The organism is Bradyrhizobium sp. ORS 86 (assembly GCF_045571475.1).
Lineage (GTDB): Bacteria > Pseudomonadota > Alphaproteobacteria > Rhizobiales > Xanthobacteraceae > Bradyrhizobium.
The window spans coordinates 5,673,669-5,687,490 of sequence record NZ_CP120699.1; the positions used below are offsets into that span (position 1 = coordinate 5,673,669).

General features: G+C 63.9%; 9 protein-coding genes. 5 read left to right on the forward strand and 4 right to left on the reverse strand.

Features of this window, described 5'->3' with window-relative positions; all coding sequences use genetic code 11:
- Positions 1 to 15: 15 nt before the first annotated feature.
- Genes P6U25_RS26210 through P6U25_RS26220 form a run of 3 tightly spaced genes read right to left on the reverse strand, consistent with a single transcriptional unit; the run spans position 16 to position 2,974 of the window.
- On the reverse strand, positions 16 to 600 hold the full coding sequence (locus P6U25_RS26210) for an amino acid synthesis family protein (RefSeq protein ID WP_407147654.1): 585 nt from the start codon (positions 598 to 600) through the stop codon (positions 16 to 18).
- Positions 601 to 620: 20 nt separating this feature from the next.
- A complete protein-coding gene (locus P6U25_RS26215) occupies positions 621 to 1,529 on the reverse strand; it encodes a UPF0280 family protein (protein ID WP_407147655.1) in 909 nt (302 codons plus the stop codon).
- Positions 1,526 to 2,974, reverse strand: a complete 1,449-nt coding sequence (locus tag P6U25_RS26220) for a 6-hydroxynicotinate reductase (protein ID WP_407147656.1) — start codon at positions 2,972 to 2,974, stop codon at positions 1,526 to 1,528. Before P6U25_RS26220 ends, P6U25_RS26215 begins: the two co-directional genes overlap by 4 nt.
- 293 nt (positions 2,975 to 3,267) lie before the next feature.
- On the opposite strand from P6U25_RS26220, the gene P6U25_RS26225 reads away from it, so the two are divergent.
- The 5 genes from P6U25_RS26225 to P6U25_RS26245 all read left to right on the forward strand — a co-directional run bounded on the left by P6U25_RS26225 (position 3,268) and on the right by P6U25_RS26245 (position 10,770).
- Positions 3,268 to 3,735 (forward strand): (2Fe-2S)-binding protein, encoded by a 468-nt coding sequence (locus P6U25_RS26225; protein WP_407147657.1) that lies wholly within the window; start codon positions 3,268 to 3,270, stop codon positions 3,733 to 3,735.
- The gene (locus tag P6U25_RS26230; RefSeq protein WP_407147658.1) at positions 3,735 to 7,277 is read left to right on the forward strand and encodes a molybdopterin cofactor-binding domain-containing protein; all 3,543 of its coding nucleotides are present in this window, start codon (positions 3,735 to 3,737) and stop codon (positions 7,275 to 7,277) included. Before P6U25_RS26225 ends, P6U25_RS26230 begins: the two co-directional genes overlap by 1 nt.
- Positions 7,278 to 7,338: 61 nt before the next feature.
- A complete protein-coding gene (gene pncB / locus P6U25_RS26235; RefSeq protein WP_407147659.1) occupies positions 7,339 to 8,643 on the forward strand; it encodes a nicotinate phosphoribosyltransferase in 1,305 nt (434 codons plus the stop codon).
- 48 nt (positions 8,644 to 8,691) lie between these two features.
- Positions 8,692 to 9,987: an O-acetylhomoserine aminocarboxypropyltransferase gene (locus P6U25_RS26240; RefSeq protein ID WP_407147660.1), complete on the forward strand. Its 1,296-nt coding sequence runs from the start codon at positions 8,692 to 8,694 to the stop codon at positions 9,985 to 9,987.
- A gap of 3 nt (positions 9,988 to 9,990) precedes the next feature.
- Positions 9,991 to 10,770, forward strand: a complete 780-nt coding sequence (locus P6U25_RS26245; protein WP_407147661.1) for an alpha/beta fold hydrolase — start codon at positions 9,991 to 9,993, stop codon at positions 10,768 to 10,770.
- Positions 10,771 to 11,449: 679 nt separating this feature from the next.
- Here P6U25_RS26245 and P6U25_RS26250 read toward each other — a convergent pair.
- Complete coding sequence (locus P6U25_RS26250) at positions 11,450 to 13,432, reverse strand: tetratricopeptide repeat protein (protein WP_407147662.1); 1,983 nt, start codon at positions 13,430 to 13,432, stop codon at positions 11,450 to 11,452.
- Positions 13,433 to 13,822 lie beyond the last annotated feature (390 nt).

The following is a 13,822-nucleotide window of genomic DNA, read 5'->3' on the forward strand; positions in this document are numbered from 1 at the left end:
TTTTCTTCAAAGAGATTATCGCAATCCGTCTTCGCCCTTGATCTCGCCAACCGTCAGCCCGCCGACGCGCGGCAGCGGCCGCCCGCTATCGGTCACCGCAACCGCGACCATGATCTCGTTGGCGCGCGGTGCGTCGTTGATCTGCACCTCCATGCCGTCGAAATGGCTGCGCACGAAGGCTGCGTCCTTGTGCCCGAGCGGAATATCCAGCGTCGTGCCCGGGCCGGAGCGCTTCTTCGACGAGGGTATCAGCGCCGCGCCCTTGGAGAGCACTTTGCGCACCGGCGCGCCCATCTTCGGATGCAAGATCGCGGCCGCATGCTCCAGCTCGCCATTTTCACCAACGGCGGCGGCCTTGCCGTAGCTATGCGCTTTGGCGCCGTCGATGCCGAGCGCAGCCACCGCCCGCTTGGCGAGCAATTCGCCGAGTTCCTCGCCAATCGCGATCAGCGGCGACAGATCCTCGACATAGCGGCCGGCAAAGGGGTTCTCGATCACGGCAATCGCGGCGGCCCGCCGGGTCGGCGGTGCGACGGTCTTACCCATCTCCAGATGGGTTTCCTCGACCACGGTGACGATCTTGCGAATGACGGCGCTCATCGTGTCAGCCTCGCTCCCGGTCATGCCAACAGCATGTTTGCTGGCGTTGTTTGTTGAAACGCGTGCGATGCCGGCGCCTCGTCCCCAGTTGCACCGACCAACCGTGTTGCGCCCAGTAGACGCAATGCCGCGCCCTCGATCAATCCCGACATCAGGAGGTCTTGCGCCTGCCTGACGCCTGTTTCCAGCGCCTGCGCGACCTCGGCCTCCGACAATTGCCCGACGCCGCGGGTCACGAGCCGCGCACCCAGATCGCTGTCCGGCTGCAGTTCATTGGCAGGAACACGGACGATCGCGGGATGGCCAGTGAGATCGACGGCATTGGCAATGATGGTCGCAGCAGCGTCCGCCTGCGACGCCGTTCGCGCCAACACCGTGACGGCGTCAGCAATGCCGAGCGAGAAGCTGCGGCCGTGGCGCCCGCTGGTCGCGATGCCGCGCACCGGCATGTCGGCTTCGATGACCATGGTGCGCATCACACCATGGCAGTCCGGCCGGTCCATCAAGCCGACAGCGAACTGTTCGCGACCGGTGAGATGCAGCGCGATGTCGCCGCCATTGTTGACATAGGCCCGGTCGAGCGGCGCCGCCCGCAGCATCGCACCTAGGATTTCCTCGGCGACGGAGCCGGCCACCGCCGCCATCGGCGTGATGAAGCAGTCGGCGGCAAACGGCGCGACCGCCGCATGCATGCGCCGCGCGACGATTCCATTTAGCGCACAATGCCGGGGATCGGCGGCGCTGCGCAGCGAGGCGAGCTCCGCGCAGAGTTCATCAAGCAATCCGGTGAAACGCTGTGCCGCCGCCTGATAGGCGGTGCGGACGTTGGCATCCCCACCCTTCGCCTCGATGATCAGATCAATGGGACCGTCCTGCAAATGCAGCCGCTTGCCGTCAGGAAGAAGCGCGACTTGCGGGAGCCGGGTCATGCGCGCCGCCCGGGAAGATAGGGCATCGGCCGAACTTCGGCGCTGTCCCGCAGCGACGACAACGGCCGGACATAATCCATGTGGCCGCCGAGCGCCGCATAGTCGGACAGCTTCATCGTGAACTCGATCGGCGCCACCAGCGCCGGCGTCGGCACATAGCCGAACGCGCCTGCCGGCATCTGCGTGACGTCGACCATGAAGGTGATGCCGCCGCCCGGCCAGACATACACCGGCGCGCCGCCGCTGGTCACCCGCGTCAGCGCGTCCTTCACCGAGCGTGTCAGCCGCACCGGATTGTCGGTGACGCCGGCGCGCAGTGATCCGCCCGCACCGCCCATGAACAGCACGGTGCACAGCGCCGGCTCGCAATTCTCCTGGATGCGCTCGACTGAAAATCTGAGGTCAACAGGCATCTCGGTCTCGACCGGTTTCAGCGCGTCGTCGAGCACATAGTACGAGGCGTGCTCACCGGTGGTCGAGACCATCAGCATAGTCAGCCCAGGCCGCGCCTCCTTCGGATTGAAGGGACCGAGGATTGACAACGGATCGGAGATATTAGTGCCGCCCCACCCCGTGCCGGGCTCGGCGACCTGGAAATAGCGACCCGGCGTCGAGCGCCGTCCTTTCATCTTGATGCCGGTGTCGGCGATATCGAGCAGCTTGCCGGCTTGGTGCTCGCTGAGCACGCCGGTGATGTGGTCGTCGACCACGACGACCTCATCGACCTTGCCGTGCCACTGCTTGGCGAACATGCCGATCGTCGCCGAGCCGCAGCCGACCCGCATCCGCTCTTCCGCCACACCGTTGACGATCGGCGGCTTGCCGGCCTGCACGACGACCGTGGCGCCGCCGTCAATCGTCAGCTCCACCGCCTTGCAGTTGGAGAGGTCCATCAGCGTGTCGCAGGTGACACGCCCCTCCTTCTTCGAGCCGCCGGTCAGATGATGCACGCCGCCGAGCGACAGCATCTGCGAGCCGTATTCGCTGGTCGTGACGTGGCCGACCGCCTCGCCGTCCGCGCGGACAACAGCGGTTTCGGGGCCGAGATAGCGGTCGGTGTCGATTTTCACCTTGACGCCGCAATACGAGAAAATGCCCTCGGTCACCACGGTGACCATGTCGACGCCATCGACCTCCGACGACACGATGAACGGCGCCGGCTTGTAGTCCGGATAGGTGGTTCCGGCGCCGATCGCGGTGACGAACAGGTCGGGCTGGTGGACGATCTTGCCATCCCAGTCGCCGCTCACCTGGAACGGCACCAGCTTGCCGCCGTGCGACACGGTGCGCTCCAGCACAACATGCGGATCGACGCGAACCAACGTTCCATCTTGATTGGCATAGCGGTCGCAAGCCCCGGCCGCACCCGGCTTGATGTAGCACATCACCGGGCAGGCATCGCAGCGGATCTTGTCGCCGGCAATGACCGTCATTGTGTCAGCCATCGTGACCAAGCCTGGACTTGCGGCGGCGGTCGATCATACTGCGCTTCCCTCCGCCTGCCTATATCGTTCGTATACGAATGATCCTGCGCGTGAGCTCGAGAGCTGTCAAGCGGACTTTGCAGGCAAAAGCTGCGACTGCCGAATAATAGCTCATTTGCTGCGCGCCCTGTTCATAAAGCGGGCACACACTGCAGCGCGGCATGCCGCCGCTTGCACGTTTGTACACAAACGTTATCCTCATCGGCGATTTGACGCTGACATTGCAGCGCAAACGCGAGGGGAGAACCAAGGCAATGCGCCTGACCGTGAACGGCAGGAACCATGATGTCGACGCCGCTCCCGACACCGCGTTGCTTTACGTGCTGCGCAATGATCTCGAACTGAACGGACCGAAATACGGCTGCGGGCTCGGCGAGTGCGGCGCCTGCGCGGTGCTGATCGATGGCGTCGCGGCGCGCGCCTGCGTGATTCCGATCGAAGGCTGCACGGGACGCAGCATCGTCACCCTCGAAGGCCTCGGCACGCGCGAGCATCCCGATCCCGTGCAGGAAGCCTTCATCCGCGAGCAGGCTGCGCAATGCGGCTACTGCCTCAACGGCATGATCATCACCACCAAGGCGCTGCTCGCGCGCAATCCATCTCCCGCCGAGCACCAGGTGCTGGAAGCGCTGCGTTACAATCTCTGCCGCTGCGGCGCGCATATCGAGATTGTCAGAGCCGCGATGCGCGCCGCCGGACATCCGCTCGAGGCACGCGATTGATGACAGCGTTGAGCGCATCAGAGCAACGCCCGCGCGGCTCGCTGTCGGTCGTTCGACCCTTGACACAGGGCGCGGACGGCGCATTCGAGACGTTCATCACGATCACCGCCGACGGCGCGGTGAACGCCTACAACGGCCACGTCGATCTCGGCACCGGCATCCGCACCGCGCTGGGCCAGATCGTCGCCGAAGAGCTCGACGTGTCCTTCGCCCGCGTCGTCGTCGTGCTCGGCGACACCGCCGTGGTTCCGAACCAGGGCGCGACAATCGCAAGCGAGACGATCCAGATCACCGCCATTCCCTTGCGCAAGGCCGCAGCTCAAGCGCGGCACTTCCTGGTCGCGCGCGCCGCGGAGCGACTGGAATTGCCCGTCGACGATCTCTCGATCGAAGACGGCCTGATCCGCGGCAAGGACAATCGCAGTGTCAGTTATGGCGAACTGATTGCCAACGAGACCATCCGGCTTGAACTGGCTGACGACGTTCCCCTCAAGGCGGTGAATTCCTATTCCATCGTCGGCAAGTCGGTGCCGCGCGTCGATCTGCCTGCGAAAGCCACCGGCGAGGCGGTCTACGTCCATGACGTCCGCCTGCCCGGCATGCTGCACGGGCGCGTCGTCCGCCCGCCCTATGCCGGTGTCGATGCCGGCCCCTTCGTCGGCACCAGCCTGAGCGCCGTCGACGAGTCCTCCGTGCGGCACATTCCGGGCGTCGTCGCTCTAGTGCGGATCGGCGATTTCGTCGGTGTGGTCGCGGAGCGCGAGGAGAACGCAGTCAAGGCGGCGGCCCAACTCAAAGTGACCTGGAAGCCGGGTCCGGCGCTGACCGATCTCGGCGAGGTCGAGAAAGCATTGCGTGCCAATCCCTCGACGCCGCGCCAGTTGATCGACAAAGGCGACGTCGACGCCGCGATCAAGGCGGCTGCGAAACCGATGCAGCGAACCTATGTCTGGCCGTACCAGATGCACGGCTCGATCGGCCCGTCCTGCGCGGTCGCCGACTACAGCGATGGCACAATCCGCGTCTGGTCCGGCACGCAGAACCCGCACATCCTGCGTGGCGACCTTGCCCTTCTGCTCGATCGGCCCGAGAGCGAGATCGACGTGATCCGGATGGAGGCCGCCGGCTGCTACGGCCGCAACTGCGCCGATGATGTTTCTGCCGATGCGCTGTTGCTGTCGCGCGCGGTCGGCCGCCCGGTCCGCGTTCAGCTCAGCCGTGAGCAGGAGCTCGCGTGGGAGCCGAAGGGCGCCGCGCAACTGATGGACGTCAACGGCGGGCTCAACGCCGACGGCAGCGTCGCCGGTTACGATTTTGCCACGCGCTATCCCTCGAACGGAGCCCCGACGCTGGCGCTGCTGCTGACCGGGCGGATCGCGCCTGAGGCGGTCGTGTTCGAGATGGGCGACCGGACCGCAATCCCGCCCTACGACTACGACAATATGCGCGTGGTCGTGAACGACATGCCGCCGATCGTGCGCGCGTCCTGGCTCCGCGGCGTCTCGGCGCTGCCGAACACATTTGCCCATGAGTCCTATATCGACGAGCTCGCCGCCGAAGCCGAAGTCGATCCGATCGAGTACCGGCTGCGCTATCTGAAGGACGAGCGCGCGATCGATCTCGTCAATGCGGTCGCCGAGCGCGCCGGCTGGACGCCGCGCCCGGTGCGCAAGGAGCGGGAGGCCGAAGGCGACATCGTGCGCGGCCGCGGCTTTGCCTATGCGCTGTACGTGCATAGCAAGTTTCCCGGCTATGGCGCGGCATGGTCGGCGTGGATCGCCGACGTGGCCGTCAACAAGGCGACCGGCGATGTCAGCGTAACGCGCGTCGTCGCCGGTCAGGACTCCGGATTAATGATCAATCCGGACGGCGTGCGGCACCAGATCGAAGGCAACGTCATCCAGTCGACCAGCCGCGCGCTGATGGAGGAGGTGTCCTTCGAGCGCGGCGCGGTGACCGCGCGGGAATGGGGCGCCTACCCGATCATCAAATTCCCCGACGTGCCTGAGATCGACGTGCTGACGCTGCCGCGGCAGGACCAGCCGCCGCTCGGCGTCGGCGAGTCCGCGTCCGTGCCGAGCGCCGCCGCGATCGCAAATGCAATCTATGACGCGACCGGCGTGCGCTTTCGCGAATTGCCGTTCACGCCGGAACGCATTCTGAAGGGATTGCGCGGCGAGCAGCGCGAAGCTCCCGCTTCCCTTCCTTCGCCCAAGCCCGCTCCGCCCGAGCGATGGCGAAATCCATTCATCAAGCGGGTTGGCCTGCTGGCCGGCGTTGCGGCCGCCTGCGCCGCGGCCATCGGCGTCGGCGCGGCCATGCTGCCGTGGCGCGCGATTGCGCCGATCGCCCGGCCCGACGCATCAGTCTATTCGGCCGCGACGATCGCGCGCGGCAAGGAGCTCGCGGCGCTCGGCGCCTGCGCAGTCTGCCACACCTCTGATGGCGGAGTTCTGAACGCAGGCGGACGTCCGCTGGAGACGCCGTTCGGCACGATCTACGCCACCAACATCACGCCCGATGTCGACACCGGCATCGGCGACTGGTCCTATCCCGCCTTCGAGCGCGCCATGCGCGAGGGCATCCATCGCGGCGGGCGACACCTCTATCCGGCCTTTCCCTACACGCATTTCGCCAGAGCTGATGATGCCGACCTGCAGGCGCTCTACGCCTATCTGATGGCGCAGGCGCCCGTGCGAGCCGAGACACCGAAGAACGCATTGGCGTTTCCATTCAACCTGCGCCCACTGCTTGCCGGATGGAACGCGCTGTTCCATCAGGCAAGTCCCTTCCGGCCCGATCCCGCAAAATCCGAGGCATGGAATCGCGGCGCCTATCTGATCGAGGGTCTGGGCCATTGCAGCGCCTGCCACTCGCCGCGCAATGCGCTCGGCGCGGAGCGGCAGGGCGCCTATCTCGCCGGCGGCTTTGCCGAGGGCTGGGAGGCGCCGGCGCTGACCTCGCTGTCGAAGGCGCCGATCCCGTGGAGCGAGGACGAGCTGTACGCCTATCTGCGCACCGGCGAGTCCCGCCTCCACGGCGTCGCTGCAGGGCCGATGGCGCCGGTCGTGAAGGAGCTCGCCGCGCTACCCGATCAGGACATCCGCGCGATGGCGGTCTATCTCGCCTCGTTTAACGAGACCGCTATCGATCGGCATGCTCACGAGGCGCTGGCCGCGCGGCTCGAAGCCGCCACCGCCGTGACCACGGCCGGCTCGACGGGCGGGCGGATCTATCAGGGCGCCTGCGCGGTCTGCCACGAGGTCGGCGGACCGCCGCTGTTCGGCAGCCGGCCGTCGCTGGCGCTGAACAGCAATCTGCACAGCGACACGCCCGACAACTTGATCCAGGTGATCCTGCACGGCATCGCCAAGCCGGCGGTTACCGATCTCGGCTATATGCCGGCCTTCAAGGACAGCATGACCGACCGCCAGGTCGCCGAGCTCGTCTCCTTCCTGAGGCGGCAATTCGCCCCCGACCGGCCGGAATGGACGGATATTGCCCAAACGGTCGGCCGTATCCGCCAGAACATAGCGCGCTGAGCTGCCATGTTCCGGCCGAAACCCACTGGGCGGGCGGCCTGCGGCACGGTAAAGTTCCGGTATGACGGTCACAGATATTGCAACCCGGACCTACAACCACGGCTGGCGGCTCGATCCGATCGTGCGCAGCCTGCTCGACACCGATTTCTATAAGCTGTTGATGCAGCGAATGATCCGGGAATGCTACCCGGACACCCGTACGACCTTTTCGGTGATCAACCGCTCGACCCATATCAAGCTCGCCGAGGTCATCGACGAGGGCGAATTGCGCGCCCAGCTCGACCACGCCCGCTCCATCCGCTTCTCCAAAAAGGAGCTGATCTGGCTCGCCGGTAACACGTTCTACGGCAAGACCCAGATGTTCTCGCCCGATTTCATCAACTGGCTCTCGACCTTCCGCCTGCCCGAATACGAGCTGAGGAAGGTCGACGGCCAGTATGAGCTGCATTTCCACGGGCCGTGGACCCACACCACGATGTGGGAGATTCCGGCGCTCGCGATCCTCAATGAGCTGCGCTCCCGCGCGGCGACCAAGGTCTATGGCCGCTTCGCGCTGGATGTGCTCTACGCCCGCGCCAAGGCCAAGCTGTGGACCAAGGTCGAGCGGCTGCGCAAGCTCGACGGGCTGCGCCTGTCCGATTTCGGCACGCGCCGCCGCCACGGCTTCCTCTGGCAGCGCTGGTGCGTCGAGGCGGTGAAGGAAGGCCTCGGTCCGTGCTTCACCGGAACCTCGAACGTCCTGCTGGCGATGGACAACGACCTCGAGGCGATCGGCACCAACGCGCACGAGCTGCCGATGGTGGCCGCCGCACTCGCCAATTCCGACGAGGAGCTACGCTGGGCGCCTTATCGCGTTCTCGACCAGTGGCGTCACACCTACGGCGGCAACCTCCTGGTCGCCCTGCCCGACGCGTTCGGCACCAAGCCGTTCCTGCGCGATGCGCCGGAATGGGTGGCGGACTGGACCGGCTTTCGTCCCGACAGCGCGCCGGCGATCACGGCGGGCGAAGAGATCATCAAGTGGTGGAAGCAGAAGGGCCGCGATCCGAAGGAGAAGCTTTTGGTGTTCTCCGACGCGATGGATGTCGGCTCGATCGAGGAGACGTTCCACCACTTCAAGGGACGCGTCCGCATCAGTTTCGGCTGGGGCACCAACCTCACCAATGATTTCGTCGGCTGCGCGCCCGACGGCTCCGCCGAGCTCGACCCGATCTCGATCGTCTGCAAGGTGACGTCGGTCGACGGCCGGCCCGCCGTAAAACTCTCCGACAATCCGGAGAAGGCGACCGGCATCCCCTCCGAGGTCGAGCGCTATTTGCGCGTGTTCGGCAATGCCGGCCGTGTTCGCACCGCAGTTCACGTCTAAACCGACGCGAACGCTTCTTCCATCGACTGACCCGACGACGAGTTTCGCATGCCCGCACCCAAGCCGCCTGCCTTCGAAACCCTGAGCCTGCATGCCGGCCAGCGGCCCGATCCCGCGACCGGCTCGCGCGCGGTTCCAATCTATCAAACCACGTCCTACGTGTTCCAGGATGCCGATCACGCCGCCGCACTGTTCAACCTGGAGCGCGCCGGCCACATCTATACGCGCATCTCCAACCCGACCACCGCCGTCCTGGAAGAGCGCATCGCCGCGCTCGAATGCGGCGTCGGCGCGATCTGTACCGCGAGCGGGATGGCCGCGATGCATCTTGCGATCGCGACGCTGCTCAACGCCGGCGACCACATCGTCGCCTCCGCCTCGCTCTATGGCGGCACCATCAACCTGCTCGCGCACACGCTGCCGCGGTTCGGCATCACCACCACCTTCGTGAAGCCACGCGCGCTCGACGACTTCCGTGCCGCGATCAGACCGAATACGCGGCTCGTGATCGGCGAGACCATCGGCAATCCCGGCCTCGAGGTGCTCGATATCCCCGCGGTGGCACAAATCGCGCGTGATGCGAAGATCCCGCTGCTGATCGACAACACGTTCGCGACGCCCTATCTGAGCCGGCCGATCGAGCTCGGTGCCGACATCAGCATGAACTCGGCAACCAAGTGGATGGGCGGCCACGGCATCGCGATCGGCGGCGTCATCGTCGATGGCGGCCGCTTTGATTGGCGCGCGTCCGGCAAGTTCCCGCAGCTCACCGAGCCCTATGCTGGCTATCACGGCATCGTCTTCGACGAGCAGTTCGGCAAGGCTGCCTTCATCATGCGCGCCCGCACCGAGGGCCTGCGCGACTTCGGCGCCTGCCTGTCGCCGACCAACGCCTTCCAGCTCCTGCAGGGCATCGAGACGCTCGGTGTCCGCATGGACCGCCACATGAGCAACACCCACGCCGTGCTCGACGCCCTCGCCGCCAACAAGGCGGTCGACTGGGTGCTGCATCCGGCGTTGGAGACCCATCCGGATCATGCGCTGGCCAGGAAGCTGCTGCCGCGCGGGGCCGGCTCGATCGTCAGCTTCGGCATCAAGGGCGGCCGCGCCGCCGGCAAGAAGTTCATCGAGTCGCTGAAGCTGATCAGCCATCTCGCCAATGTCGGCGACGCCAAGACGCTGGTGATCCATCCCGCCAGCACCACGCATCAGCAGATGGACGCCGAGCAGCTCAAGGCCGCCGGCATCGGCGAGGAACTGGTGCGGCTGTCGGTCGGCATCGAAACCGCACAAGACATCATCGACGATCTCGGCCAGGCGCTGCGCGCCTCGCAAAGGACTTAGGCCATGCAGCTTTCCGTCAACGGCTCCGACACCTTCATCGCCACCGGCGGCAAGCCGTTCGATCCGCAGCTCGCCGCGGTGGTGATGATCCATGGCGCGGGCTTCGATTCCTCGACTTGGGCGCTGCACAGCCGCTGGTTTGCCCACCACGGCTTCTCCGTGCTGGCGCCCGACCTGCCGGGCCATGGCCGCTCGTCAGGCAAGCCGCTACCGACCATCGCCGAGATGGCCGACTGGACCGCGGCGCTGATCGCGGCGGCCGGTGCGCCGAAGGCTCGGCTGATCGGCCATTCCATGGGCTCGCTGATCGCCCTCGAGACCTCCGCACGGCACCCCGACAAGGTGTCAGGCCTCGCGCTGATCGGCACCGCCGCCACCATGACGGTCGGCCCCGATCTCCTGAAGGCCGCCGAGGCCAACGATCCCGCCGCGATCGACATGGTGTCGATCTGGGGCCTCGGCTTCAAGGCCGAGCTCGGCGGCAGCCTCGCGCCGGGCTTATGGATGCACCAGGGCGCGCAGAGGGTGCTGCAGGAGGCGAGGCCCGGTGTGCTGTACAACGACCTCAACGCCTGCAACGCCTACCAGAACGCGCTCGCCGCCGCGGCCGCGGTCAAGGTGCCCGCGACCTTCATCCTCGGCGAGCGCGACATGATGACCCCCGCCAAGGCCGGCAAGGCGCTCGCCGCCGCGACGCCGAACGCCCGCACGGTGGTGCTGCGAGGTGCCGGTCACATGATGATGGTCGAGCAGCCCGACGAGCTGCTGGCGGCGCTGCGGTAACCGCACTCACCTCTCACCCCTCGTCCTGAGGAGCGCGGAACGCGCGTCTCGAAGGATGAGGCCACAGTCAGGGCCTCATGGTTCGAGACGCCGCGGAGCCTGTCATCGGGCCGCGCTTCGCGCGGACCCGTTGGCGGCTCCTCACCATGAGGGTCTGATGTCAGCGCGCCCCTCACTGTTTCGCGGGCTTGCGCTCGGGCGGTTGCGGTGGCCCGGACGACGTCTGCGACGGATAGGACGTCTGCCTCCGCGAAGGTGAGCACCCCCAAATATCGAAAACAACCCCATGCAAAGTAGCAGGGCGGCCGCCGGCACTCGGACAAGCAACTTGACGTGTCGGGCAACTCAGCGATATCTTCTATTATTCCGAAATTCTGCACCCCAGCGCCTACGCGTACGCGTCCGTCGCGATTGCGGCCGAAAATTCTCATGCCATTGCAAGGGCGACTTGGCGGGTAAGCACTCGATCGGTACCAATGGCGGGTCGTGTTCAGGTGGACCGGGTCCGGAGGACGTGGAGATAATCGACTACCACGAGCCAGGGCATGTACTCATAAATCGAGGCGGCTCGGATCACGCGCGTTGGATGTCTGCTATGGCCTTGACAGGAGCGCGAAAGCGGACATTGCCGTAAGTCCGAGAGGGGCCATGATGCGACAAACACGGCCCTGGCGCCATTTCAAGCATGCATCAAAATGTGATCCGGTAGCAGGCCTGCCTGATATCTGTCGTACATTGATCGATACGCGGCTTCTATGTGATTTGCGTAGGACTCAGTATCAAACAGAGGCGCTGTAGCTCGACCACTCGCAAGCTTAGCCCTGATGCTCGCCAGCCTATGAGGATTTGTGGCTAGTTGGATCGCAAGTGATTCGTACTCTTCCGACGTTCGAGTGATGAGTTCCGGTAAGCCGACTGCAATCAATAAGCTCGCAGCAACTCGGCCCGCAAATGTCTTTCCATGCTGGGTCAGCACGGGCAAACCAGCCCAAAGCGCATCACTCGCCGTTGTGTGCGCATTGTATGGCAGCGTATCTAGAAAGAGATCCGCAAGGCGGTGTCGCGCAAGATGTTCCGCGGGCTTCATACGGCTTGCGAATACCAATCTGGTCGGCTCTACCCCCCGTGCCTCCGCTTCCTTCCGAAGATTCTGCATGGCTGTTTGATTGTCGGCCAACAACCAGAGCACGCTTCCTTCCACGGCTTTCAGGATGCGCATCCAGCGCGCAAACGTTGCGGGCAAAATCTTGAAGCCGTTATTAAAGCAGCAAAAGACAAATTGCTCTTCAGGAAGACCAAAATCGCTCCTTGCAATAGCGCTGCTGGCAATTTGCCGCATGCGATCGTTCGGTTGATAGCTATTCGGAAGAACAATCAGCTTCTCCGAGTAAGCCGCGTGATCGGCCGCAGACAGAATGCTTGCATCGCCGACGATGTAGTCAATGTAGGGAGCTGCCATAGTCCCGGGATAGCCCAAATAGTTCACCTGTATCGGGGCCGGACGATGTGCAAGAATGTTTGTGCGCGCGCCTTTGGTGAATCCATTCAGATCGACAAGTATGTCAATCTCCGCGTCCGCGATGATGCGCGCAACATCGGCGTCAGTACGATCTTCACACGATACAAAGTGATTGAATGCACTTACTATCCGAGCGCGCACCTTCGAGCTATCGTCCGGGCCGAGGGAATAGGCAAATAGCTCGAATCGTGTCTTGTCATGCGACTCGAATAGTTCTGAAATGAGGTGTGCGGTAGCATGTTCGCGGAAATCCGTTGAGACATAAGCTAGACGAATCTTTTCGTGGTGAAGGGGGCCGCCGCGCGCCATCGGCTTAGATGCGCTTGGGTGCCGTTTTGTCGTCCACGCTCGGGCGCAACTGAGATGGTCTTCCGGAGAGTCCGTGAGTGAGAGCAATGCGAACGGGCCACAAACTGGCTTGCCCGACCGGATCGACGCCGTCAGCCGATTGAGGTCCACTTCTAAGGCGTTCCAATCGCAAAGACGCATTTTCGTATGGAGCCGCGCACCTTCGACGTCGCTCAAGTGGGGATTGATTGAAAACGCACCATCATAGGCATGGAAGGCTTCGTCATACCGATTGAGGTCGTAAAAGCTGTTCCCTAGGCCAAACAAGGCTTCTGCTAGGCGAGGGTTTATCGATAGCGCCTTCTGGTAAGCAACAACGGCATCCAAGGAACGCTTCAGCATTACAAGCGTGTTGCCCAGATTTGTATAAGCCTCCGCGTAAGCACGGTTCAGCGATATCGCTTTATCGAAATCCCTTAACGCAGCGTGGTGCTCGCCAAGGTCGTTATATGTGGCTCCTCTGTTGTTCCAGGTCGCGGCAACGTTTGGATTGAGAGCGAGGGCCTTGGTGAACTTTTCCAGCGCTTGTCTGGGACTGTTCAGGTGCTTCAAGATAATTCCGTAGTTGTAAAACGAGACGTCGGAACTCGGATTTATCGATGTTGCCCTCTCGATGTACGGCTGCGCTTCAGCAAAGCGCCCGGTGGCCATCATAGTGACAGTTATCAGATTGAGAGCCGCAGCATTCGATGGATCGGCCTTAATGACGCGCTTGAATAAGCGCTCCGCCGTAGTCAAATCCTTGTTGTTGAAAGCGGCAAGCCCATCCCTAAGAACTTTAGCAGCATCGGCCATTAGACACGACCCATGGTAGAGTGCTCCGATGACTACCTACATGTGTGGGACCGAGCCGTCCAGCGTCGAGATGACGAAGGATCTCACAATGAAGTGGGTCATCAAGGTGCGTGAGGACGTTGTCCGCTATGGGTCATTCTCGACTGAGCCAGCCGGTTCTGCCCGCCATTCGATGTCCGCTCTGACCTAAAAGCGACCCAGTTGTTGCACGCCCGCGAAACGATGCGAAGGGCCACTTCCGGACATGCTTATAACTTAGAGCAGTCCGCCGAATAGTCCCGATGACCTTTAGCTTTCGTGTCAGCGTCGCCGGGAAGCTGTGCGCTCAACATCAGCCGCGCATTGGTCATTTAGAACATCACCAAGCCTGCCCACATCCTTGATACCGAA

Excerpts from the sequence above, each read along its gene's own strand:
- P6U25_RS26210 (WP_407147654.1), bottom strand. The coding sequence starts at position 600 with ATGAGCGCCGTCATTCGCAAGATCGTCACCGTGGTCGAGGAAACCCAT.
- P6U25_RS26215 (WP_407147655.1), bottom strand. The coding sequence starts at position 1,529 with ATGACCCGGCTCCCGCAAGTCGCGCTTCTTCCTGACGGCAAGCGGCTG.
- P6U25_RS26220 (WP_407147656.1), bottom strand. The coding sequence starts at position 2,974 with ATGGCTGACACAATGACGGTCATTGCCGGCGACAAGATCCGCTGCGAT.
- P6U25_RS26225 (WP_407147657.1), top strand. The coding sequence starts at position 3,268 with ATGCGCCTGACCGTGAACGGCAGGAACCATGATGTCGACGCCGCTCCC.
- P6U25_RS26230 (WP_407147658.1), top strand. The coding sequence starts at position 3,735 with ATGACAGCGTTGAGCGCATCAGAGCAACGCCCGCGCGGCTCGCTGTCG.
- pncB (WP_407147659.1), top strand. The coding sequence starts at position 7,339 with ATGACGGTCACAGATATTGCAACCCGGACCTACAACCACGGCTGGCGG.
- P6U25_RS26240 (WP_407147660.1), top strand. The coding sequence starts at position 8,692 with ATGCCCGCACCCAAGCCGCCTGCCTTCGAAACCCTGAGCCTGCATGCC.
- P6U25_RS26245 (WP_407147661.1), top strand. The coding sequence starts at position 9,991 with ATGCAGCTTTCCGTCAACGGCTCCGACACCTTCATCGCCACCGGCGGC.
- P6U25_RS26250 (WP_407147662.1), bottom strand. The coding sequence starts at position 13,432 with ATGGCCGATGCTGCTAAAGTTCTTAGGGATGGGCTTGCCGCTTTCAAC.